This is a genomic window from Solidesulfovibrio magneticus RS-1 (genome assembly GCF_000010665.1).
Classification (GTDB): Bacteria; Desulfobacterota; Desulfovibrionia; order Desulfovibrionales; family Desulfovibrionaceae; genus Solidesulfovibrio; species Solidesulfovibrio magneticus.
Genome location: NC_012796.1, coordinates 3148864 through 3174063, shown reverse-complemented (window position 1 = coordinate 3174063; position 25200 = coordinate 3148864). Strand labels below are relative to the sequence as shown.

Below are 25200 nucleotides of genomic sequence, written 5' to 3'. Positions count from 1 at the left end.
TTGAAAATGAAACCAGGACAAAGCGGCCGCGTCGCAGCGGCCGCTTTGTCCGGCAACCGAAGCCGGAAGGATGTGGCGGTCCCGATTTGACGACAAAAACGTCGCAAAACGTCGCCTCCGGCCTACAAAAGGGAAGCAGATGGCCACGATACCCATTGTCATCGAGACGACCGGTCGCACCGAACGCGCCTATGACATCTATTCGCGGTTGCTGCGCGACCGTATCATCCTGCTTGGCAGCGCCGTGGACGACTACGTCGCCAACTTGATCTGCGCCCAGCTTCTGTTTCTCGAGTCCGAAGACCCCGAGAAAGAAATTTTCATGTACATCAATTCGCCCGGCGGCGTCGTTTCGGCCGGGCTGGCCATCTACGACACCATGCAGTACGTCATGCCGCCGGTCTCCACCCTGTGCCTGGGACAGGCCGCCAGCATGGGCGCGCTGCTCCTGTGCGCCGGCGCCACCGGCATGCGCTACGCCCTGCCGCACAGCCGCATCATGATCCACCAGCCCTCCGGCGGCTACCAGGGCCAGGCCACGGACATCGAGATCCACGCCAAGGAGACCCGGCGCACCCGGGAAACCCTCAATGAAATCATGGCCAAGCACACCGGCCAGAGCATGGAGCGCATCCAGGTGGACACCGAGCGCGACAATTTCATGAGCGCCGAGGAAGCCGTGGCCTACGGCCTCATCGACAAGGTGTTGACCTCCCGGGAACGGCTTGAGAAAAAGGACGCTGAATAGCCCTTGGGGCCTGTTCCTGAAAAATTGGTCAGGTTTGTTTCAGGAAAAGGCCATTTTTCAGGGTGATTGTTCACCAGATCCCTCTGATTTGCTTATAGGACGCCGCACGAGGGCCGCGACGCGGTCAAAAAGGCCCGGTACGCCGGGCAGGGTGGGATTTCCGGTATGACGAGGAAGAAAGGAAGCGTGTCGGGCGAGCTGTGTTGCTCGTTTTGCGGCAAGAACCAGGACGAAGTGCAGCGGCTCATCGCCGGCCCGGACGTCTACATCTGCGACGAGTGCGTGGCGCTTTGCAACGAAATCATCGCCCAGGAGTCCGTCACCGAGGAGACCGAGGGCGGCAAGCTGCTGCCCCCGGCCGAAATCAAGCGGCTGCTTGACGAATACGTCATCGGTCAGGAACAGGCCAAGAAGATCCTGGCCGTGGCCGTGCACAACCACTACAAGCGCGTCTACTACGCCGGTTCCGCCGGCGCCGACGACGTGGAGATCGACAAGAGCAACATCCTGCTCATCGGCCCCACCGGTTCGGGCAAGACGCTGCTGGCCCAGACCCTGGCGAGAATCTTAAACGTGCCCTTTGCCATCGCCGACGCCACCACGCTGACCGAAGCCGGTTACGTGGGCGAGGACGTGGAAAACATCCTCGTCCAGCTGCTGCAAAACGCCGACTACGACATCGAGTCGGCCAGCAAGGGCATCATCTACATTGACGAGATCGACAAGATCGCGCGCAAGGGCGACAGCCCGTCCATCACCCGCGACGTGTCGGGCGAGGGCGTGCAGCAGGCCCTGCTCAAGATCATCGAAGGCACCGAGGCCAACATCCCGCCCAAGGGCGGCCGCAAGCACCCGCAGCAGGAGTTTATCCGGCTCAACACGGCCAATATCCTCTTTATCGTGGGCGGCGCGTTCATCGGCCTGGACAAGATCGTAGGCCAGCGCCAGCGCGGTTCGGCCATGGGTTTCGGGGCCAAGGTGGAGGCCAAGAGCGACGACGACCTGTCCAAGCTGCTGACCCAGGCCCATCCGGCCGACCTCATCAAGTTCGGCCTGATCCCCGAGTTCGTCGGCCGTATCCCCATCCTCACGAGCCTTGAGGAGCTGACCCAGACCGATCTGGTGCGCATCCTCACCGAGCCGAAAAACGCCCTGGTCAAGCAGTACCAGAAGCTTTTCGAGCTGGACAAGGTACGGCTGCGCTTCTCCAAAAACGCCCTGGACGCCATCGCCCAGAAGGCCATCGAACGCAAGACCGGCGCGCGTGGCCTGCGAAACGTCATGGAATCCATCATGCTCGACATCATGTACAAGCTGCCGTCGCTGACCGGCGTCAAGGAGTGCGTGATCAACAAAGCCGTGGTGGAAAAGGGCATCGAACCGTTGCTGTTTTATCATCAGGAAGTGAAATCGGCCTGAAGCCCTTGTCGCGCCCGGATTGACAACGGGTTTTCCGGCCTTACCTCACAACCTGCCGCCAGGCCTTCGGATCGGGTTCAAGCCCGGTCCGGAGGCGGGCCTGGAAACTAACCCCGCAGCGGGAGGTTGCATGTCTGGATTTACCTTCGATTCCAACCGGTTCGCCGCCGAGACCATACGTCTTCCCATGATGAGTCTGCGGGAAGTGGTGATGTTCCCGCGCTCCATAGCTCCCCTTTTTGTCGGCCGCGAAGCCTCCATCAAGGCCATCGAACAGGCCGTGGCCGCCCACGACAAGAAGATCTTCCTGGTCGCCCAGCGCTCGCCAGAGACCGAAAAACCCACCTCCGAGGACCTCTTCGAGATGGGCACGGTGAGCAAGATTCTCCAGATGCTTCGCCTGCCCGACGGCACCATCAAGGTGCTCTTCGAAGGGCTTTACCGGGCCGAGTGGGAATCCGAGACCATGACCATGGGCGAGGACGCCAACTATCCCATGGTCACCGTGCGCCGCGTGCCCGAGGAAGAAACCCACGGGCCGGAATCCGACGCGTTGATCCGCGCCACCCAGGAATCCCTGGAGCACTACGGCCGCATCAACAAGAAGTTGGCCCCGGAAACCATCCTGGCGATTAATTCCATCACCTCGCCGGGGCGCCTGGCCGACGCCGTCATGCCCCACCTCAAGGTGGACTACATCAAGAAGCAGGGCGTGCTGGAAGAGCTGGAGCCCATGCGCCGCCTGGAAGAAACCTACGCGTTTCTGCAGGGCGAGATCGAAATTTCCTCCATCGAGAAGCGGATTAAAAACCGCGTCAAGCAGCAGATGGAGAAGAACCAGAAAGAGTACTATTTAAACGAGCAGATCAAGGCCATCAACAAAGAGATGGGCCGCGAGGACGATCCCGGGGCCGAGGCGGCCGAATTCGAAAAGCGCCTCGAAGAAAAGAACATGCCCGAGGAAGCCCGGGAAAAGACCCTGCGCGAGATCAAAAAGCTGCGCCAGACCCCGCCGTCCTCGGCCGAGTACACGGTGGTGCGCAACTATGTCGAATGGATCCTGGATCTGCCCTGGCAGGTCTATCAGGACACCGATCTCGACATCCTGGCCGCCGAGGAAATCCTCAACACCGACCACTACGGCCTGGAAAAGCCCAAGGAACGCATTTTGGAATATCTGGCCGTGCAGAAGCTGGTGGACCGCATCAAGGGTCCTATCCTGTGTCTGGTCGGCCCTCCGGGCGTCGGCAAGACGTCCCTGGCCAAATCCATCGCCCGGGCCATGGGACGGGAATTCGTGCGCCTGTCCCTGGGCGGCGTGCGTGACGAGGCCGAGATTCGCGGCCATCGCCGCACCTATGTCGGGGCGTTGCCGGGCAAGATCATCCAGTCGCTCAAGCGGGTCAAATTCAACAACCCGGTCTTTTGCCTCGACGAAGTGGACAAGATGAGCACGGATTTCCGGGGCGATCCGTCCTCGGCCCTGCTCGAAGTCCTTGATCCCGAGCAGAACTACGCCTACAGCGACCACTATCTTGATCTGGACTACGACCTGTCCAAGATCTTCTTCATCACCACGGCCAACTCCCTGCACTCGATCCCGCTGCCGCTCCAGGACCGCATGGAGATCATCCGCATCCCCGGCTACCTGGAAACCGAAAAGGCGCAGATCGGCGGCCGGTTCCTGTTGCCCAAGAATATCGAGCAGCACGGCCTGACTCCGGAAAATATCCAGCTCACCGACGAGGCCATGCTGACCATCATCCGCCGCTACACCCGGGAAGCCGGCGTGCGCAATCTCGAACGCGAGATCGCCAGCGTGTGCCGCAAGGCCGCCCGCAAGCTCGTGGAGGGCAAGGAACCCGAAGGCGGCTTTGTCGTGGACACGGCCGATCTCGAAGGCTACCTCGGCGTGCCCAAGCACCGCCACGGCGAGATGGAGCCCGCGCCCAAGGTCGGGCTGTGCACCGGCATGGCCTACACCGAGGTCGGCGGCGAGCTGCTCATGGTCGAAGTGGCCATCATGCCCGGCTCGGGCAAGGTCGAAATCACCGGCAAGCTCGGCGACGTCATGCAGGAGTCGGCCCGGGCGGCCCTGTCCTACCTGCGCTCCCGCTCGGGGCTCTATGGCCTCAAGCCTGATTTCCACAAGGAAATCGACATCCATATCCACGTGCCCGAGGGCGCTATCCCGAAAGACGGCCCGTCGGCCGGCATCACCCTGGCCACCACCATGATCTCGGCGCTTTTAAACCTCCCGGTGCGCAACGACATCGCCATGACCGGCGAGATCACCCTGCGCGGCCGGGTGCTGCCCATCGGCGGCCTGCGCGAGAAGCTGCTCGCCGCCCACCGGGGCCTTATCCGCACGGTCATCATCCCGGCGGAAAACGAAAAAGACTTGAAGGACGTGCCCGAGGCTATCCTCAAGGACATGGAAGTGATCAAGGTCGAAAGCATGGACGAGGTGCTGTCCAAGGCCCTGGCCTGCGAGGACCAGGCGCGCCTGTTCTGCGGCCGCGACGCCAATGCCGCGCCCCTGTCCGATTCGCTGCTCAAGGAAGAATATCGCCTGGAACAGCGGCATTAGGAACGGACGCGATAAGCAACGAGACGAGACGAAAAGAGAAGGGAAGAGTGCCTCCGGCGGCTGGGGGCCTGAGGCCCCCAGACCCCCCGAATGGGAAAAAGGGTAAAGGGGGAGGAGTCGGCCGGCAACGCTGGCTGCTATGAGGCCAGGCTTCGCCTGAAGATGCTATTGAAACGCCGGGACGGTCGCCGTCCCGGCGTTTTTTTATCGGCGATACGTGGTGCGTCTGTTTCAAGAGGCGGGCAGGGCGGTCGATGGATGCTCCCGCCGGCCTGTTGAGGCTATTCGAAGGGGGCTTTGGTGGCGTCGATGATCCGCCGAAACGCGGTCGAGACGGCCCGGTAATCCACCACGTCGACCTGCATGGGCAGGTTGGAGGCGGCAAAGGCGTCACGCAGGGCTTCAAGCCGGCCCAGGGGCAGGGGCGCGTCGGCCGCCACGGCCAGATCGAGGTCGGAGTGGGGCCGTGCCGTGCCGCGCGCCCGCGAACCAAAGACGAAAACCGTGGCCTCGGGCAGGTGGGCGGCCAGGATGGCCCGCACGGTGTCGAGCTGGTCCGGGGCGAGGTCAATCATTGCGGTCGGCCAGCCGGGCCAGCAGTTCCTTGGCCTGGGGCAGGAAGCGCCGAGCCGCCTCGCAGACGTCCAGGGTGGTTTCGCCGTCATAGGTGTGGGAGGTCAGGTTGCGGGCATCGCCGAAACCGAACCAGGGTGTGGGGTCGTCGAGCAGGCCGGCCCGGGCCGCCTGGCGAAAAAGATCCTTGTGGGTGCGCGGGAAGTCGGCATCGGTCGGGGAGACGTTCTCCCGCAGCCAGCGTTGGAGAAATTTCCAGCACAGATCGTAAGCCACTACGAAATGCTGGATGATGCCGGCCCGCACCGTGTCGCGCAGGTTCGGGGGGATGGCTGGAAGTCCGTCGGCCGTGGCGGCCAGCGACCGATCCAGGGCGTCGATGGCCTTGGTCAGGCTGGTCAGGTCGAGGGCCATGGGCTTCTCCTTGCCGCCGTAGCGGCCGGCTGGTCAGGTCGGGCCGCGGGCCAGCCCAGGCCTATCCCTGGGCCTGCCCTTGTTCGCCGTCCACGCCTTCGGGGGCGCGGCCCTGGGCTTTGTCGTGCTCGGCCAGCTTCTGGCAGCGCAGGTTGCGCAGCCGCTCGCCCGAAAGCGGACCGCGCTGGCGCTGCTTGCCGGGCAGATGCACCGAGAGCATCACCTTGAGGTCGCGCTTGGCTTGCGGCAGGACGCTGGCCCCGCTGTCGGCGCGCACCACCTCGAAAAGCGGTTCCACCATGTCGTGCTTGTGCAGCCAGGTGAGCATGTCCACCCGCGTGCCGGCCCGCAGTTCGTGATAGCGGGCGGCTTTCATGTGGAGCTTGGCCGCGGCCTCGCCGGCCTCGCGCACCCGGTTGGGAAGCTTCAGCCGCCGGCCGAGTTCCCCGGCCACGCCTTCGCCACGGTCGTCGTGGCCGTGGTGGCGCGGCCATTCGCATTCGGGCGTGGCAATCTTGCCCAGGTCATGGCACACGGCCATCCAGCCGGCCAGGGCGTCGCCGGCCAGGATGTCGACCATGTCGAGCATGTGGTCAAACACGCTGCCGTCGTGGTGCTCGGGCGGGCCGGCCGGCACGTGGCGGGCGGCTTCGAGTTCGGGCAGCCAGGGCAGCAAACAGCCGGTGTCGGCCAGGAGCTGGAAAAAGCGTGACGGCTTGGTCGTGCCCAGGGCCTTGCGCACTTCCTGGGCCACCCGCTCGGCAAAGACGTCGCCGAGCACGCCGCAGGCGGCCACGGCCCGCATCTGGGCCACAAGCTCGGGGTGGGGCGAAAAATCCGGCAACGAGGCGGCGAACCGGGCTGCCCGGTAGACCCGCAGCGGATCGTCGAACATGGACATCTCGCCGCACGGGCGCAGCCACCGGTCGCGCAGGTCGGACAGGGCCAGGGGGTGGAAATGCAGCCGCCCGGCGATCTCCCGGGAATCGCCCATGGCCATGGCGTTTATCGTCAGGTCCCGGGCCAGCAGATCCTCGGCCACGCTGTCGCCGCGCGGCCAGGCGTACTGGGCGCTGCCCAGCATGAAGACCGGAAAGGTCTTGCCGACCTGCCGAGCCCTTCGATACCGTCTCACGAACGCCTCGGGCGTGGCGTCGACAATGAGATAATCCTGATCCACAACCGGCCGGCCGAGCAATATGTCGCGGACCGCGCCGCCTACGAGATACCGTTTCATGCATGACTCCGGCGCGGACATTGTCCCAAATGCCGTCAAAAATCCAGGGGCCAGCCGCCCCTTGTCGCAAAACCCCTTCGAAAGCGGCGGCGTGTGGCTGTGGGAATCGGGCGGGCCGGGTCTGGCCGGGCCGGTTTCACCGGGATTTCTGGCCGCCGGGCACCCCTTGTGGGCCGCCGACATGGCCCGGCTCGGGCCGTGGCGGACGGTAGAGCTGGGGGCCGAATATGGGCCGGCGGCCGGGCGCTGGCTGCGCGGCGAAGGCCCGGCCCTGGCCGGCGCTCCGGCCATCCTGGTCGTCGGCCCGTGCGCCACGAGCCTGGACGCGGCCTGGGCCTTTGCCGAGGCCGGCCTGCTGCCGCCTTTTGCCTCGGTTGTCGCCGTGTCCCAGACCAGCGGCCGGGGCCAGATGCGTCGGGAATGGATTTCGCCGCCGGGCAACATCTACGCCGCCCTGTCCTGGCCGGCCGGGGAGGGGGCGCTTGCCGCCATGGCCCCGGTGGTGGTCGGGGCCTGTCTGGCCGATGCGCTCTATGCCCGGGGATTCGCCGCCACGGTCAAATGGCCCAACGATCTTCTGATCGAGGGGCGCAAGGTCGCGGGAATCCTCCTTGAAGAACGACATGGCCGTATTGTGGCCGGCGTCGGCATAAACTGCGCCGAGGCCCCGGATGCGGCGTCGCTTCGTCGGGATCACGCCGCCCCGGCCGCCGCGTTGGCCGACTTTGGCGAAGTGCCGGGCGCGGTTACGTTGTGGGGCGAACTTGTGAAGTTTGGGCAAACCTGCTACTTCCAGTGCGTTGCGCTATCGGACTCGAGTGCATTGTCCCGTTTTGTCGAGCGTCGTCTGGCTTGGCTTGGCCGGGAAGTCTTCGTGCGCGAGAGCGGATCGGACGGGTTTCGGGCACGGATCGTCGGGTTGGCCGAGGACGGGGGACTTCGGCTGCTGCGTGGCGAATCCGGGCCAGGGCAGGATTTGACGCTTCATTGCGGGAGTATATCCCTCCTTTGATGCCGGCCCCCGCCGGATCGTCACTCTAAAAGAGAATGGACAGGTCGCCCTCAGGGGTCAGAGGACAGCATGATCGCCAAGACGTTTCAGGAAGTGCTTTCCGAGGTTGAAGGAAAGAAGATTCTTGTCGCCAACCGGGGCATTTCCGCCCGCCGGGTGCTGCGTTCCATCCGCGAACGCCTGCGCGCCATTCCCGTGCTCACCGTAACCGATGTGGACATGGCGTCCCCGGCCACCGCCGGCGCCCATGAACTCATCACCCTGGGCCCCGATCCCCGGGCCTATCTCGACATCGACGGCATCATCAAGAAAGCCAAGGCCCGGGGCGTGGTCGCCATCCATCCGGGCTGGGGATTTGCCTCCGAAGACTGCGAATTTCCCCGCAAATGCGCCGAGGCCGGCATCATCTTCATCGGCTCCTCGGCCGACGCCATGAAAAGCCTGGGCAACAAGGTCGAAGTGCGCCGGCTGGCCATGAGCCTGGGCATCCCGGTGGTGCCCGGTTCCGAAGGCTCGGTCACCATCCCCGAGGCCCGGGAAATCGCCAAAAAAATCGGCTTCCCCATCATGCTCAAGGCCGAGGGCGGCGGCGGCGGCCGGGGCATCTACGAAATTTATTCCGAAGCCCAGCTCGAATCCGCCTTTTCCAAGGCTTCGGCCATGGCCCAGGCCTCGTTTGGCAACCCGCATCTTTTCGTTGAAAAGCTCTTGACCAGCGTGCGCCACATCGAAATCCAGGTGGCCGGCGACCGCTTCGGCAACGTGTTCGCCTTTGACGAACGCGACTGCTCGGTGCAGCGCAACCACCAAAAGCTCGTGGAAATCACGCCGTCGCCCTGGCGCGGCATGACCGACGAGCTGCGCCAGCGCCTCAAGGACTACGGCGAGCGGCTGGTGCGCGAGACCGGCTATTATTCGCTGGCGACGGTCGAATTTCTGGTCGACGCCAACGGCGAGCCGTACCTCATCGAGGTCAACACCCGGCTGCAGGTCGAGCACGGCATCACCGAATGCCGCTACGGCGTGGATTTGGTCGAAGAGCAGATCAACATCGCTTTCGGCGGCAAGCTGCGTTTTAACTGCGTGGACACCCGGCCGTTCCTCCACGCCATGCAGCTGCGCATCAACTGCGAGGACCCCAAGCAGAACTTCGCCCCCAACGCTGGTTCGGTCACCCGCTACCTGTCCCCGGGCGGCCAGGGCATCCGGCTGGATTCCTGCCTGACGGCCGGCTACGAATTCCCCACCCAGTACGACTCGGCCGGGGCGCTGCTTATTTCCTACGGCCGCAACTGGCCCAAGGTCGTGGCCGTCATGGAACGGGCGCTGCGCGAGTACATCATCGGCGGGCTCAAGACCACGATCCCGTTCCACCGCCAGATTCTGCGCCATCCGGAGTTCATGAAAGGGGATTTCGACACCAAGTTCATCACCCAGAACCCCTATCTGCTCAACTACCAGGACGAGGAGTCAGAGGCCATGCGCCTGGCCTGGCTGGTGGCCGAGGTCTCGGCCCGGGGCTACAACCCCCATGTCCAGCTCGGCAAGTACCGGGGCCGCGAGGACTACCGCCTGGGGCGCTTCACGCCCCACATGCCCGAGGCTGATCTGCGTTCGCCGGAAAGCCCCTATCCGCGCGGCGACCGTCAGGCCGTCCTGGACATGGTGCGCGACTCCGGCAAGGTCCATTTCGTGGACACCACCACCCGCGACATCACCCAGTCCAACAGCGGCAACCGCTTCCGGCTGGCCGAGGATGAGCTGGTCGGGCCGTATCTCGACAACTGCGGCTTCTTCTCCCTGGAAAACGGCGGCGGCGCGCACTTCCACGTGGCCATGATGGCCAACATGACCTACCCCTTCTCCGAGGCGGCCAAGTGGAACGAGTTCGCGCCCAAGACCATGAAGCAGCTGCTCATCCGCTCCACCAACGTGCTGGGCTACAAGCCCCAACCGCGCAACCTCATGCGGCTGACGGGCGAGATGATCTGCGAGCACTACGACATCATTCGCTGTTTTGATTTTCTCAATCATATTGACAATATGTATCCATTTGCCGAGGTCGCCCTGTCGCGGCCGGGCATCATCTTCGAGCCGGCCATCTCCCTGTCCTACGCCCGGGGCTTCGACGTGCCCCATTACCTCGGCGTGCTGGAGGCCATTCTCGACCAGACCGCCAAGGCCGGCGGCATGACCAAGGCCAAGGCGGCCAAGAGCATCATCTTGTGCCTGAAGGATATGGCCGGCATGTGTCCGCCGCGTTTCGTGCGCGAGCTGATTACCGCCATCCGCAAGGCCTACCCCGATCTGGTCGTCGACTACCACCGCCACTACACGGACGGGCTGTTCGTCCCGGCCGTGGGCGCCGCCGCCGAAGCCGGCTGCCACATCGTCGACACCGCCATCGGCGCTTCCGTGCGCTGGTACGGCCAGGGCGAGGTGCTGTCCACGGCGGCCTATATCGAAGAGGACCTGGGCGTGCCCGTGGCTCTGACCAAGGCGAACAAGGACATGATCCGGGCCGCCAACTTCGTGCTCAAGCAGGTCATGCCCTACTACGACCGCTACACCGCGCCCTATTTCCAGGGCATCGACTACGACGTGGTGGAACACGCCATGCCCGGCGGGGCCACCAGCTCCTCCCAGGAAGGGGCCATGAAGCAGGGCTACATCCACCTGCTGCCCTACATGCTCAAGTTCCTGGCCGGCACCCGCAAGATCGTGCGCTACCACGACGTCACCCCGGGGTCCCAGATCACCTGGAACACGGCGTTTCTGGCCGTCACCAGCGCCTACAAGGTCGGCGGCGAACGGGCCGTCAAGGACATGCTCGAAGTGCTTGAGGCCGTGTCCGAGAACTGCGACGAGTGCCTGACCCCGGCGGCCAAGCACGACCGGCTGCTGCTGTACGCCAACTGCAACGACGCCTTCCGCAACCTGCTTTTGGGCAAGTTCGGCAAGATGCCGCTCGGGTTCCCGCCCGACTGGGTCTACGAGAGCGCCTTTGGCTCGGAGTGGAAGGAAGCCATTGCCTCGCGCACCGAGGATTCGCCCCTGGACGCCCTGGGCGAGGTGGACATGGAAGCCGAGATGGCCGCCCTGACCAAGCAGTTGGGCCGCGAGCCGTCCAACGAAGAGTTCGTGCTCTACTTGAACCACCCCGGCGACGCGCTCAAGACCATGGAATTTCGAAAGAAATTCGGCGATCCCAACAACCTTCCCCTGGACGTGTGGTTCGAGGGTCTGGAGCCGGGCGAGGAGCTGACCTTCGCCGACAGCCAGGGCAAGCCCCACCACCTGTCCCTGCTCGACATCTCGCGCCCGGACAACAGCGGCATGGCCACCGTCCGCTATGTCCTGGATTCGGAAATCCTGAGCTATCAGGTCCAGGTGGCCGCCGCCCAGAACGGGCCGGCCAGCCAGGTCGAGATGGCCGACCCCAATAACCCCTACCACGTGGGCGCGCCGGTCTCCGGCGACCTGTGGGTCATGCACGTCTCGCCCAACGACTACATCAAGACCGGCGAGGAATTGTTCAACATCTCCGTCATGAAGCAGGAAAAAACCGTGGCCGCTCCCCTTGACGCCACGGTCAAACGAGTGCTCAAAAACGCCGATTACGCCAACGACCGCAAGATGGTGCCGGTCAAGGAAGGGGAGCTCCTGGTCGAACTGGCCCCGGTTTCCAAGGATTGCCCGGGGTGCCGCCAGCCCTTGGGCGACGACGGCTTCAAATTCTGTCCGAATTGCGGCCAGCAGATGTAATGTAACTTTTGCCGCGAACGTGTCATAGTGGGGCCGGCGGTAAGACGCCGGCCCATCGAGTCTGGAGAGACAAGGAGGGGAGCATGGCCAAGAACCAGTCCAATGACAAACCGCGCCAGGACGAAAACCCGTCCACCAATGAGACCGGCGCGGCTCTCGATACCGCCGCCACGCTTATTCTCACCGGAGCCGACATCGTCGGCATCGGCGAGGAAGCCGAGATTCTGGTCGGTGGGAAAAACTATAACACCGCGCTTATCAGCCAGATCCAGGGCATCCGCGCCCCGCAATTCCGGGCCGTGTCCTCCGTGGCTTTCCATCGGGTCCTTGACGAAACCAAGGTCAACGCCGCGCTGATCCGTGAAGTGGTCAACGACGGCTACCGCCGGGTCGACTGGAATGACGAGGAAGTCAACAGTGACCCGGAATACATGAAAAATCTCGTGCGTAATCTGGCCGAGGAGGCTCGTCTCAAGACCGCCGACGCCCCGGGTTCCTCCATCAAGCTGCGCACGTTCATCAACAACGTGGTCGAGGGCTTCGCCACCTCCCCCGAAGGCATCGACCAGTTGCGCAAGCGTTCCGTCCTCGTTCAGGCCGCCATCCTGTCCGTGGACATGCCGGCCGGTGTGCGCGAGGCCGTGGCCAGCGCCTACAACGACATTTGCCGCGAAGCCGGCCTGGAAGACGTGCCCGTGGCCGTGCGCTCCTCGGCCGCCGGCGAGGACAGCCGCAAGAAAGCTTTCGCCGGCCTGCAGGACACCTATCTCAACATCGTCGGCGCGGCCCAGTGCGTGCGCGCCTACCAGTGGGACTGCGCCTCGGCCTACAACTTGCGCTCCATGACCTACCGCCGCGAGGCCATCCTCGACGCCGTGGCCCTGGCCGAGCGCACCGGCGACGATTCCATCGCCGAAGTCGCCAAGCAGGAATGGGCCATCGAGAACACGTCGCTGTCCGTGTGCATCATGCGCATGATCAACCCCGTGATCTCCGGCACCGCCTTTGCCGCCGACACCGCCACCGGCTGCCGCGGCACCGCCCGCAACGACCTTGTCTCCATCGACGCCAGCTATGGCCTCGGCGAAGCCGTGGTCGGCGGCATGGTGACCCCGGACAAGCTTTTTGTCTTCCAGCGCGACGAAGGCCCCGAGGTCGTCATCCGCAACATGGGCTACAAGGACAAAAAGATCGTCTATGACGACGAGGAGGGCGGCACCAAGCTCGTCAAGGTGCCCGACGAGATCGCCTACCGCTGGGCTTTGTCCCTGGCCCAGGCCGAGGAAGTGGCCCGGGGCGTTCGCGCCATCTCGGCCGCCTACGGCGGCTGCATCATGGACACGGAATTTTGCATCGACGAGTCCGACCGCCTGTGGTTCGTCCAGGCCCGGCCCGAGACCCGTTGGAACGACGAGCTGGAGCTGCATCCCGACACCATTTTCATGCGCCGCATGGAGGTTGAAAAACGGGCCGCCGCTTCGGCCGAAGTGATCCTTGAGGGCAACGGCGCCTCGCGCGGGGCCGGCCAGGGCATGGTGCGCTTTTTGCGCTCTGCCCTGGAACTCAACAAGATCCAGAAAGGCGACGTCCTGGCCGCCGAACGCACCGACCCGGACATGGTGCCGGGCATGCGCGTGGCCTCGGCCATCCTGGCCGACGCCGGCGGCGACACCAGCCACGCCGCCATCACCTCCCGCGAACTCGGCATTCCGGCCATCATCGGCATCCAGCGGGCCGAGACCCTGCGCTCCCTGGACGGCCAGTATGTCACCGTGGACGGCTCGCGCGGCTGCGTCTACCGGGGCCTTTTGCCCCTGGTCGAAGTGGGCGGCGAGATGGACCTGTCCAAGCTGCCGGTCACCAAGACCAAGGTCGGCCTGATCCTGGCCGACGTGGGCCAGGCGCTGTTCCTGTCGCGCCTGCGCAATGTCCCCGACTTCGAGGTGGGCCTGCTGCGCGCCGAATTCATGCTCGGCAACATCGGCGTCCACCCCCAGGCCCTGGAAGCTTACGACAACGGCACCTTGCCGAGTCTCATTGAATCCAAGGTCAAGGAACTCGACGCCAAGCTGGCCAAGGTCGTGCGCGAGCAGATGGCCGCCGGCTTCATTAACGTCCAGATCAAGCTGCGCGGCTACGTCGGCCTCATCACGGGCCTGACCGCCGAGCTGGACAACCTGGCCGACCACTCCGGCGCGCGCGGCACCGACGAAGTCATGGCCGTGCACCGCCGCATCCGCGACCTGGAAAAAAAGCTCGACCACTATCTCGAAGCGACCACCCGTCGTCTGGACATGCTCAAGACTTCGGCTGATCTGTTTACCCATGTGGCCATCATTCTCGGTTACTGGGACGAGCTCCAGACCAAGGCCGTGGAACCCGACGACGTCAAGCGGCGCTACGAGATCAAGGCCCAGATCGAGGACCGCATGGCCGCCGTGGCCGACGAGCCGCTGGTCAAGGACGTGCTGGCCAAGATCGCCGCCATGCGCCAGGAAGTGGCCCGGCAGGTCGGCATCAAGTCCCAAAGCGATGATCTCAACGCGCTTTTGGGCAAGATCCGCAAGCAGCTCACCTCGCGCGGCTTCCGCAGCGGCAAGGAGCTCTACGTCCAGACCCTGTCCCAGGGCCTGGGGCTTTTCGCCATGGCCTTCCACGGCAAGCCCATTCTCTACCGCACCACGGATTTCAAATCCAATGAGTACCGAAACCTCCTTGGCGGCAACCTCTTCGAGGCCCTGGAGGACAACCCCATGCTCGGCTACCGTGGCGTGTCGCGCAACATCCACGACTGGGAAATCGAGTCGTTCAAGCTGGCGCGCGGCATCTACGGCGGCAAGAACCTGAACATCATGCTGCCCTTTGTGCGCACCGTGGAAGAAGCCGTTTCCATGAAGCGCTACCTCGAACGGGTGCACAAGCTCCAATCGGGCGACGATGGACTCAAGATGTTCATCATGTCCGAGATCCCCAGCAACGCCATCCTGGCCAAGCAGTTCATCCAGGAGTTCGACGGTTTCTCCATCGGCTCCAACGACATGACCCAAATGGTGCTCGGCACCGACCGCGACAATCCGGCACTGCGCCACATTTACGACGAAGAGGACCCGGCCGTGGTCTGGGCGCTTCTGGTCACCATCTTCGCCGGCCAGAAGTACGGCAAAAAGGTGGGCTTCTGCGGCCAGGGCGTATCCAACAGCGTGATCCTGCGGGGCCTGGTCGCCATCGCCGGCATCGTGTGCGCATCGGTTGTGCCCGACACCTACTACCAGACCAAGTTCGACATGGCCCATGTCGAGGACGAGAACATCCCGGCTTCGGGCCTGGGCACGTGGCTTGGCGAGCAGCATCTGGCGCGCCTGAAGACCGTGCTTCAGCAAAACAAGTACGAGCACATCGCCAAGAAGTACGACACCGCCGCCGACATCAAGGATTGGTACGACGGCGAACTGACCCGTCTTGGCGAGCAGTTGCGCGAGAACCTGGAAAGCCCCAAGGCCGCCTTCTACCGTCAGGAGATGGAGACCTTCCGCAAGCTGTTCCACAAGCCGGTGCTCTACGCCACCTGGGACTGGCCGGGCACGGTGTTCGACGCCCTGCGCCAGGCCGGTTTCGAGAACTACGACGAGCAGGCCGTGGCCCTGGCCGCCCAGCGTCAGAAGAGCTGGTAGCCGGGCAGGCCTCGCCGCCGGCGGCAAACAACGCAAGCAAGCGGCCTCCGACATTGTCGGAGGCCGCTTTTTCGTGCTGGCGTGCCCGGCAGGCCGGGGTTGCGGCCTGGGGCGGAAACATTCTGCTTGGCCGCAAGCCGGGTCGGGAGCGCTGTTGGCCGCGCGGCCAGGGCGCGTCGCCTTGCCCGGGCCAGGGACGACGGCAACTGTTCCGAACCGACAAAAAGGCCGTCCAGACTTATGTCCGGACGGCCTTGAACCTATTGCACGAGGAGCTTCACAACTTGCTCAGGATATTGTCGTCGATCCAGTGCTGATCCCACCATTCGATGGGCGAGGCCTCGCGGCCGCCGACCAACACGCCGAAGTGCAGATGGTCGCCGACGGCCAGGCCGGTGACGCCGGTCTTGCCGATGAGGTCGCCCTTTTTCACGTCCTGGCCGACCTTGGCGTCGATCTGGCGCAGATGGGAATAGAGCGTTTGCAGCCCCAGGCCGTGGTCAATGATGACGGTTTCGCCGTAGATGCCTAGAAAACCGGTGAAGACCACCTTGCCGCTGTTGGCCGCCGGCACGGCCGCGCCTTCCAGGGAAGCCAGATCCACGCCCATGTGGGTCTGCTGGTCGATCTCCTTGCCTTGGTAGAAATAGGTCCGGTGGTCGCCGAAACCGGCCCGGGGGGCGGCGTTGGGCAGGCGCAGGAAGGCTTTTTTGTCCCACAGCATGGCCGGGGCGCTTTTCTGGGCCAGTTCCTTTAAAAACACCGCGTTCTGCTTGCGGACGTCGTTGTTGACCTTGAGGTAGATTTGCAGATTGTCCCGGGTGTCGGGGATGATGTTGTAGTACTGGGGCATCTTCGACTCAAGAAACGCGTCGGAGATGTTGATCTTGTCGTCGCGGAACTTGCGCGGGATGGCCTGGAAGCGAAACGCCCCCATGCCCACATTGCCGGCCTGGTCCGTGACCTTGACCTTGGGCACGAAGTTTTTCGGGTCCATGTTGAAGGGGAAGACGTAGAGACAGAAGTACTTGCCGTTGTCGAGCTTGTAGGCCGGGTAGAAGTCGTCGCCGACCACCACGCCGGCGCTTTCCACCGGTTCGCTGACGCCAAAGGACACGGCCCCGACGCCGCCCTGGCGCACGTTGTGGGCCAGGCTCGTCACGTCCACCCGGGGCGGGATGGTGTCCAGGGTGAACTGCCGGTCGACGGTGGCCACGTTGCCCGCGCCGAAATTGGCGATGGAGCGGTCGGAAGCGGTGATGGTCAAAGTAAAGGGGCCGTCGCGAAGGCCGGCTGGCTCCAGGGTGAATTTCTCCACGGCCTCGCGCACGGGGGTGGCATAAGCGGCGTCGAGCAGGGTGATCTGCTTGTCCTCCTGGCGCACCACCACCTTGGCGCTTTTGAGTCCCGAGCCGGCGTCGCGTAGCGTCAGGGTAAACTCGCGCTTGGGCGCGGCCACGGCGGCATCCGGCGAAAGCGCGATCTCCGGCTTGGCCCTGTCGACCAGGAACAGGTAGCCGGCTACACCGCCAGCCAGGGCCAGAATCAGAATCACGCCGAAAACAAGTCGTTTCATGGTATCCTCTCCCGTTGGCAGCCCGCTTCATACCGGCCCGGTCCTGGCAGCGCAAGCCTGGGCCGGCCGCCCTGGCCGGCGGCCAGGGCCGGTTGTCAACGTCGGCCTTGCGCTAGACCGGCCAGGCGCGATACTTTCCATGCGGGAAATCCGATACGACATAAGGGGTGGGCCATGGGGCGTCGGGGCTGGAATAACGCTGGAATCCAAGCGGCGGTCGGGATCATCGGCCTGCTGCTGACGACTCTTCTTTGGCAGGCCGCCTGGGCCTCGGCGACGGACGAGGAACAGCTGTGGCGGTCCATTGCCGACGGGTTGTCGCAAAACGTTGTGCTCAAGCGCCAGGAACTCGACCGGTTGCACCGAGATTTGCCGGGTATCAAGAATGCTCTGGGAACGGACCTGTCCCAAGTCAGCAGCCGGCTGGACCAACTCCTGCTGCTGCGCGGCGTGGCCGGCGACACACCCTGGGCCTCGCGTACCCTGCTCATGGAGCTGGCCGAACTCGACAAGGCGGTCAACGAGGCTCGCGGCCCCCTGGAGGATATCCGCGACACCCTGGCCCGCACCAAACAGGAATACGCCACCCTGCGCCAGATCAGGACCCAGAACGCCAGCCGGGAATACGCCGATCTCATAAACGAAGAGCTGGCCGGTCCGGGCCGGGAATTCAAGGAACTCAAGCACACCGTGGACGCGGTCAAGGAGGACGTCGACGCCGCCCTGGCCCAGGCCGACGCCCTGGCCGCCGACATCGCCGCTGCACGCAACGATGAGACCGACCGGTTCATCGCCGTCTTCGGACAGACCTATCTCCAATCCGCCGGTTCCCTGCTGCATCCAGCCAATGTGATGGGTCTTTTGGACGATGTCGTCGAATGGGCCGACGCCTCGCCGCGGTTCTGGGGGCCGATCCTGCGCTTCACGCCCTGGGGACCCTTTTTCCTGCTGGGCACGGTCTATGCCGCCCTGGCCTTTTTGGCCGTGCGTTTTCTGGCCTTGCGCCGCCCGGAGACTTGGCCGTCGCGCCGGGCCGGTTTGGCCTGCCTGGCCGTGGGCCTGGGCTTTTTCCTGGCCCGCCATTCGCTGCTCTATGTCGGCAACCAGTTCACCTCCCTGGTCTGGGTCGTCTTTCTGGCCTACGGCCTCTACCGCCTGTCCGGCGGCGGCAAGGTGCTGGTGGTGCTCTACGGCTGTTTCTTGGCCGGGGTCAGTCTGGACATCTTCAATCTGCCGGCCTCGGCGGCCTGCGCCGTGTGGCCGGTGGTTTCGGGCCTGGGCGTCTGGCGGCTGACGCGGGGCCTGGGCTGGCGCTGCCCCGTGGTGTGGCTGCTTTTGGTCTCGGGCGTGGCGGCCCTGGTCGGCTTCGGTCCCCAGGCCATCATGTTGGTGCAGGCCGTGTTCATGCTCTATCTGGCCGTCTACGTCTCGGGGGCGGTCCAGCGTTGGCTCGGGGCCATGGCGGCCGACCGGACGCGCTCCATCGCCCACTTGGCCCAGCCCCTGGCCGTCACGGTGCTGGCGGCGCTCTATATCGCCTGGGTGCTGATCTTCATGGGCGGCCCGGGGCTTATGGAATACGTTTTCGCCATGACCTTTTCCGTGGGCAAGGCCACGGTTTCCCTGGACGCCGTCTCGGGTCTGGTCATCAGCTTTTTTCTGTTGCGTCTCGTCCAGGCTTGGTTCCAAGAGTCCCTTACCTTCATCAATTTCCGGGGCAAGCCCATGGACCCGGGGCTGGCCCATACCGTGGGCGCGGCCTTTTCCTACATCACCTGGACGCTTTTTATTCTCTTCTCCCTGCATCTGTTCGCCGTGCCCCTGGGCGCGCTGACCTGGATCGCCAGCGGCCTGTCCGTTGGCATCGGCTTTGGCCTCAAGGACATCGTTAACAACTTCATCAGCGGACTGATCATCATGTTCGGCGGCACGGTTAAAAAGGGCGACATCATCCAGCAAGGTAAAAACCTCGGGGAGGTGGTGGACCTTTCGGTGCGAAACACCATCGTGCGCACCCTGGACAACACCACGGTCATTATCCCCAATTCGAGTTTCCTGCGCGGCGAGATCGTCAATCTCTCCTACCAGGGGACCACCCTGCGTCTGACCATCCCGGTCACCGTGGCCCCGGGCACCAAGATCAAGAAGGTCCGCAAGCTCCTGCTCGGCATCGCCAAGGAGCACAAAGACGTGCTCAAAAATCCGCCACCCGATGTGCTGCTGCGCACGTTTGGCCGGCTCGGTCTGGAGTTCGACCTGCAAGTGTGGATCGACAATTTCATCAAGAAGTTCGACGTGCAGTCCGAACTGTCCACGACCATTGACCAGGTGTTCCAGGACAACAAGATTCTCGTGCCGTTCCAGGGAGTGAAGGTGAAGTACAAGCCCAAGGGCACCGAGGCCATGCAGCTCGAAGCCCAGCGCGAGGAGCTGCGGCAAAAGCGCGGCAAGGTGTTTGGCAAGGTGCGTTTGCTGCGGCGGGTCCATGCCCGGCGGCGCTGGCCGGCTCCGACGCCGACGACGGGAGGCGAGGAATAATGCGCCGTCTTCTTCTGGCCGCCCTGGGATGCGCGGCGTTGGTGCTGGCCGTGGCCGGGCAGGGGGCCTGCGAGTCCAAGCTCGAACCGGTGGATCCGTCCTTTGCCGGCCGCACCCTGACCGTTGGCGTGGTCATTGCCCCGCCGTTTGTGGAAAAAGACCCCAACGGCAACTACGTCGGCGTGGCCTACGATCTGTGGGAGGACGTGGCCCAGGATTTGGGCCTGCGCTTCACCACCCGGGAATACGGCCTGGAGGCATTGCTCGCCGCCGTGCGCGGGGGCGAGGTGGACGTGGGCGTTTCGGCCTTGTCCCTGACCCCCGAGCGCGAGGCGCAGATGGATTTCTCCCAGCCGTTTTACTATTCGGGCCTGGGCATTGCCGTGCCGGCCGTGGCGGAAAGCGCCGTCGAGCGCGTCGTGGACGCCATATTTTCTTCCCAGGTGCTCTTTTACGTCGGCTCCCTGCTGGCCCTGCTGCTGCTGGTCGGCATTGGGGTCTGGCTGCTGGAGCGGCGGCGCAATCCCGAGCATTTCCGGCCCGGCGGCAAGGGCATAGGCGACGGCATGTGGTGGTCGGCCGTGACCATGACCTCGGTGGGCTACGGCGACGCCACGCCCAAAACCTTCATGGGGCGCGCTCTGGCCATGGTCTGGATGTTCGCTTCGGTGGCGCTTTTGGCCACCTTCACCGCCGGAATCACCTCGTCGCTGACCGTGGACACCTTGACCGGCCGGGTGCATGGCCCGGACGATCTGCCCAAGGTGCGGGTAGGCGTGTTGCAGGACAGCGCCGCCGAGGAAGAGCTGGTGGCCGGCCATATCGGCGTGCGCCGGTATCAGACGGTGGACGCGGGCCTCACCGCCCTGGTGGACGGTGATCTCGACGCCTTTGTCCACGACCAGCCCATTTTACATTACTACCAGCACCGGGATTTTACCGGCGACGTGCGGATTTTGCCGGGCTTTTTCGATCCGCAGCTCTACGGTTTTGCCTTTCCGCGCGGTTCGCTGTTGCGCAAGTCCGTCAACGTGGCCTTGCTGCGCCGGCTGGTCGACACCGAATACCGAGCCCAACTCTACGGGCCGTATCTGGGCAAGCAGGCCATCCAATAAGCGAAGTATTGGCCGATCCGGCGTCGGCACGTTACAACTCTGGTTAATCCCTTGACTTTCGCAGGCATGTGCGGGAGAGGGATGGCATTTGTCGGGCTGTGTCGCGTAGCGTCCGCCCCTTGGGCCTGGTACGTCGCGCCGCGACGCCAACGAGAGGAGACCGCATCCATGCCTGTCACGATTTCCCGCTCGGCCGCCCGGTCCAGCGCCTGTGCCGCCGTTTTGCTGGCGTTTGTCCTCTCGGCGCTGCTGGCCGGATGCGAAAAGAAAAAGCCCCAGGCCGAAAAACCGACCCCGGTCGAGGTCACGGTCATGGAGGCCAAGGCCACCACCGCCCCCCTGGCCGTGGACGGCATCGGCCATGTCTATGCCGTGCGCACGGTGAGCGTGCGCTCCCAAGTCACGGGCGTGCTGCAAAAGACCCTTTTTGCCGAAGGCGACGTGGTCAAGGAAGGCCAGCTGCTCCTCGTCATTGATCCCGATTCCTACAAGGCCAAGCTTGACGAGGCCAAGAGCACCCTGGCCCGGGACCGGGCCACGGCGCTGCAGGCCAAACGCGACTGGCTGCGTTTCCGCGATCTCGTGGCCCAGGCCGTGGTCAGCCAGGAAGACTACGAACAAAAGCGCACCGCCTGGCAACAGGCCGACGAACAGGTGAAGGTGGACGAGGCGTCCGTGGTCAACGCCAAGGTCAATCTCGATTACTGCTACATCTACGCGCCCTGCACCGGCGTGGTCGGCTTGCAGCAGTACAAGACCGGCAACCTCATCGAGGCCAACAAGGACGTCATCATCACCCTCAACCAGATCGAACCCATCAACGTCCAGTTCGCCGTGGCCGAAAAATATCTGCCCGACATCCGCGCCTACGCCGCCAAGGAGCAGCTCGCCGTGGACGTCCGCTATCCCGGCCGCCAGGAAGTGGCCGCCAAGGGCGTGCTCAACGTCATCAACAACACCGTGGACACCTCCACCGGCACCATCACCCTCCAGGGCGTGTTTCCCAACACCGACCGGGCCCTGTGGCCCGGCCAGTTCGTGGACGCCTCGGTGGTCCTGGCCCAGACCGCCGACACGTTGCTCGTGCCGTCCAGCGCCGTGGTCGCCACCCAGTCCGGGGCTTCGCTTTTCATTGCCAAGCCCGACAATACCGTGGAAATCCGCCCGGTGACGGCCGGTCGCAAGATCGTGGACCAGACCGTCATCGAAAAGGGGCTGGCCGTCGGGGAAAAGGTCATCACCTCGGGCCAGATCAAGCTGTTCCCGGGCGTGCCCATCAAGATCGTGGATGGCACGACCTACAAGGAAGGGCCGGTTTCCCCCCAGGCAGTGGCGGACAAGGTCAAGAAGTCTGATGCCGCTGCCGGGGCCGAGTAGGGGAACCAGTCATGACCGATCTTTTCATTAAGCGGCCGGTGGCGACAACGCTGCTGATGGCCGCGCTGGTCTTCTTCGGCATTGTCTCCTATTTTTCGCTGCCCATCAGCGAAATGCCGAGCATCGACTTCCCCACCATCCAGGTGACGGCCTCGTTGCCCGGCGCCGACCCCGAAACCATGGCCTCGGCCGTGGCCACGCCGCTGGAGCGCCAGTTCACCTCGATCTCGGGCCTGCAATCCATGAGCTCGGCCAACTCGCTGGGCACCACCACCATCACGCTGCAGTTCGACCTGTCGCGCAACATCGACGGCGCGGGCACCGACGTGCTCACCTACATCAACGCCGCCCAGGGCAGCCTGCCCACCAACATGCCGAGTCCGCCGACCTTCCAGAAGGTCAATCCGGCCGACATGCCCATCATCTACATCCGCGTCTCTAGCGACACCATGCCGCTTTTCCGCGTCACCAACTACGCCAAGGTCTACATCGCCCAGCGCATCTCCATGATCAACGGCGTGGCCCAGGTGGCCGTTTACGGCGACCAGACCTATTCGCCGCGGGTCCAGGTCAACCCGGACAAGCTGGCCGCCCTGTCGATTGGCATCGACGAAGTGGCCAACGCGTTCAACAACGAAACCGTGCTGCAGCCCACCGGCTCCCTCTACGGCATCGATCGCCTGTTCACCATCAAGGCTCAGGGCCAGTTGACCAGCGCCACGGCCTACAACCGCCAGATCATCGCCTACCGCAACGGCAACCCGGTGCGGCTCCAAGACGTGGGTCAGACCATCGACTCCACGATAAACGACAAAAACGCCGCCTTTTTCGACCAGCAGCAAGGCATCGTCATCGCCGTCAAACGCGCCGCCGGCACCAACACCATCCAGCTGGTGGACGCCATCCGGGCCATGATCCCCAGCATTGAGGCCACGCTGCCGCCCTCGGTCAAGCTCGAATTCCTTTACGACCGCTCCAAGTCCATCAAGGAAGCCATCGACGACGTCCAGTTCACCCTGCTTTTGTCCATCTCTCTGGTCGTCATCGTGGTCTACTTGTTCCTCAACAACCTGCCGGCCACCATCATCGCCAGTCTGGCCTTGCCCACGGCCCTTATCGGCACGCTCTCGCTCATGGTCTTTTTCGGGTTTTCCATCGACAACCTCTCGGCCATGGCCATCATCCTGGCCGTCGGGTTCGTCGTGGACGACGCCATCGTCATGATCGAAAACATCGTGCGCCACACCGAGATGGGCAAAAAGATCATGCAGGCCTCCCTGGACGGGGCGCGCCAGATCGGCTTCACCATCATCTCCATGACCCTGTCCCTGGCCGTGGTCTTTATTCCCATCATGTTCATGGCCGGCATCCTCGGGCGCGTGCTCAACGAAATGGCCATCACCATCACGCTGTGCATCCTCGTGTCCGGCTTCGTCACGTTGTCGCTCACACCCATGATGTGCAGCCGGTTTTTGTCGGGCAAAATCTCCGAGTCCGGCAAGATCTTCAAATGGATCGAGCACGGCTACGAGAAGACGCTGCATCTGGCCCTGCGGTTCCGCTTTTTCGTCATGATCCTGTCCATGGCCATCCTGGGGCTGACCTTCTGGCTGTTCACCGTGGTGCCCACGGGCTTTATTCCGGCCACCGACTCCGGCATCTTCTACGCCTTCGGCATGGCCGAGCAGTCGGCCTCGTTCGAGACCATGAAGGACCGGGTACTCAAGGTCGGGCGCGTGTTCATGGCCGATCCGGACGTGTTCAAGTTCATCGGCGTCGTGGGCGTGGGCGGTCCCAACACCTCCATGAACAACGCCGCCATGTTCCCGCTTCTGGCCCCCATGGAGCACCGCAAGCGCAGCGCCCAGCAGATCATCGACGACCTGCGCCCGAAGATGGCCGAGGTGCCCGATCTCTTCGTCTTCATGTACAACCCGCCCTCCATCCAGATCGGCGGCAAGCAGACCAAGGCGCTCTACCAGTACACGCTGCTCTCGCCCGATCCCGGCGAGCTCTATCCCGTGGCCCGCAAGATGGCCATGTCCATGCGCAAGCTCAAGGAAATCACCGACGTCAACACCGACATGCAGATCGACGGTCCCCAGGTGCGCATCGACATCGACCGCGACAAGGCGCAAGCCCTTGGGGTCACGGCCTCGTCCATCGAGACGGCGCTCATGACCGCCTACGCCGCCCGCCAGCTCACCAACCTCTACGGCTCCACCGACACCTACAAGGTCATCGTGGAAGTGCAGCCCGAGTACCAGCGCCGGCCGGATCTTTTGAACAAGCTCTACGTGCGCACCAACCAGACCAATTCCGACGGCACGCCGGTGCTGGTGCCCTTAAACGGCCTGGTGAAGATGACCGAGGACACCGGGCCGCTGGTCGTCAACCACACCGGCCAGCTTACTTCGGTCACCATCTCGTTTAACACCGCCGGCAACTATTCCATCGGCGAGGCCGTCACGGCCATCGAAGCCTTGTCCAAGCAGGAGCTGCCGACCAACATCAGCTACATCTTCGAAGGCCAGGCCACGGCCTTCAAGGAATCCCTGGCCAGCGTGCCGTTCCTGCTGTTCTTGGCCATCATGATCATCTACATCATTCTCGGCATCCTCTACGAGAGCTTCATCCACCCCATCACCATTCTGTCCGGTCTGCCTTCGGCGGCGCTGGGCGGCTTGATCACCTTGCTGGTTTTCGGCCGACAGCTCGACCTCTACGGCTTCATCGGCATCATCATGCTCATCGGCATCGTCAAGAAGAACTCGATCATGGTCATCGACTTCGCCATCGAGGCCGAGAAAGAGGGCAAGTCGCCCTTTGACGCCGTGTTCGAGGGCTGCATCGTGCGTTTCCGCCCCATCATGATGACCACGGTGGCGGCCATCGCCGGCATCTTCCCCATCGCGCTGGGCATGGGGGCCGGCGGCGACGCCCGCCAGCCTTTGGGCCTCGTGGTCGCCGGCGGCTTGGTCATCTCCCAGATGGTGACGCTCTATCTCACGCCATGTTTCTACACCTACATGGACGAGCTGCAGACCTGGCTGGTGGGACACAGGGCCGAGAAGGACGAGGCCTAGGCGGCGAGCCCGAGTTTCCTCGGGGAATCTGGCCGGCTTGATGCCGGCTGGCGGCGCGGACGACAACGCGCGGCAAATG

General features: G+C 63.9%; 14 protein-coding genes. 10 read left to right on the top strand and 4 right to left on the bottom strand.

What is annotated here, in order from left to right:
* Positions 1-139 precede the first annotated feature (139 nt).
* From clpP to lon, 3 genes are all read left to right on the top strand, one after another.
* Entirely contained in the window at positions 140-748 is a 609-nt protein-coding gene (gene clpP, locus DMR_RS13530) for an ATP-dependent Clp endopeptidase proteolytic subunit ClpP (protein ID WP_015861473.1), read from the top strand.
* A gap of 165 nt (positions 749-913) precedes the next feature.
* Positions 914-2167: an ATP-dependent Clp protease ATP-binding subunit ClpX gene (gene clpX / locus DMR_RS13525; RefSeq protein ID WP_015861472.1), complete on the top strand. Its 1254-nt coding sequence runs from the start codon at positions 914-916 to the stop codon at positions 2165-2167.
* A 130-nt stretch (positions 2168-2297) separates the two neighbouring features.
* A complete protein-coding gene (lon, locus tag DMR_RS13520) occupies positions 2298-4757 on the top strand; it encodes an endopeptidase La (RefSeq protein ID WP_015861471.1) in 2460 nt (819 codons plus the stop codon).
* 281 nt (positions 4758-5038) lie between these two features.
* Here the strand turns inward: lon and DMR_RS13515 are convergent, their stop codons facing one another.
* The 3 genes from DMR_RS13515 to DMR_RS13505 form a co-directional block, all read right to left on the bottom strand.
* Positions 5039-5332 carry a nucleotidyltransferase family protein gene (locus DMR_RS13515; protein ID WP_015861470.1) on the bottom strand — a complete coding sequence of 98 codons (294 nt, stop codon included), beginning with the start codon at positions 5330-5332 and terminating at the stop codon, positions 5039-5041.
* Positions 5325-5744, bottom strand: a complete 420-nt coding sequence (locus DMR_RS13510; protein ID WP_015861469.1) for a nucleotidyltransferase substrate binding protein — start codon at positions 5742-5744, stop codon at positions 5325-5327. The genes DMR_RS13515 and DMR_RS13510 overlap by 8 nt, the downstream gene beginning before the upstream one ends.
* Before the next feature lie 61 nt (positions 5745-5805).
* The gene (locus DMR_RS13505) at positions 5806-6981 is read right to left on the bottom strand and encodes a tRNA nucleotidyltransferase (RefSeq protein ID WP_015861468.1); all 1176 of its coding nucleotides are present in this window, start codon (positions 6979-6981) and stop codon (positions 5806-5808) included.
* Between DMR_RS13505 and DMR_RS13500 the strand changes: the two genes are divergently transcribed.
* From DMR_RS13500 to DMR_RS13490, 3 genes are all read left to right on the top strand, one after another.
* Positions 6980-7993 (top strand): biotin--[acetyl-CoA-carboxylase] ligase, encoded by a 1014-nt coding sequence (locus DMR_RS13500; RefSeq protein WP_232502792.1) that lies wholly within the window; start codon positions 6980-6982, stop codon positions 7991-7993. The genes DMR_RS13505 and DMR_RS13500 overlap by 2 nt on opposite strands.
* 69 nt (positions 7994-8062) lie before the next feature.
* On the top strand, positions 8063-11758 hold the full coding sequence (locus tag DMR_RS13495; RefSeq protein ID WP_043600689.1) for a pyruvate carboxylase: 3696 nt from the start codon (positions 8063-8065) through the stop codon (positions 11756-11758).
* An 83-nt stretch (positions 11759-11841) separates the two neighbouring features.
* A complete protein-coding gene (locus DMR_RS13490) occupies positions 11842-15429 on the top strand; it encodes a PEP/pyruvate-binding domain-containing protein (protein WP_015861465.1) in 3588 nt (1195 codons plus the stop codon).
* A gap of 277 nt (positions 15430-15706) precedes the next feature.
* Here the strand turns inward: DMR_RS13490 and DMR_RS13485 are convergent, their stop codons facing one another.
* Positions 15707-17005 carry a M23 family metallopeptidase gene (locus DMR_RS13485; protein ID WP_015861464.1) on the bottom strand — a complete coding sequence of 433 codons (1299 nt, stop codon included), beginning with the start codon at positions 17003-17005 and terminating at the stop codon, positions 15707-15709.
* Positions 17006-17179: 174 nt separating this feature from the next.
* On the opposite strand from DMR_RS13485, the gene DMR_RS13480 reads away from it, so the two are divergent.
* The 4 genes from DMR_RS13480 to DMR_RS13465 all read left to right on the top strand — a co-directional run bounded on the left by DMR_RS13480 (position 17180) and on the right by DMR_RS13465 (position 25121).
* Positions 17180-19543, top strand: coding sequence for a mechanosensitive ion channel family protein (locus DMR_RS13480; RefSeq protein ID WP_015861463.1), 2364 nt, complete (start codon positions 17180-17182; stop codon positions 19541-19543).
* A complete protein-coding gene (locus DMR_RS13475) occupies positions 19543-20658 on the top strand; it encodes a transporter substrate-binding domain-containing protein (protein WP_015861462.1) in 1116 nt (371 codons plus the stop codon). Before DMR_RS13480 ends, DMR_RS13475 begins: the two co-directional genes overlap by 1 nt.
* A gap of 168 nt (positions 20659-20826) precedes the next feature.
* Positions 20827-22035: an efflux RND transporter periplasmic adaptor subunit gene (locus DMR_RS13470; RefSeq protein WP_015861461.1), complete on the top strand. Its 1209-nt coding sequence runs from the start codon at positions 20827-20829 to the stop codon at positions 22033-22035.
* Positions 22036-22046: 11 nt separating this feature from the next.
* Positions 22047-25121: an efflux RND transporter permease subunit gene (locus DMR_RS13465; protein WP_015861460.1), complete on the top strand. Its 3075-nt coding sequence runs from the start codon at positions 22047-22049 to the stop codon at positions 25119-25121.
* Positions 25122-25200 lie beyond the last annotated feature (79 nt).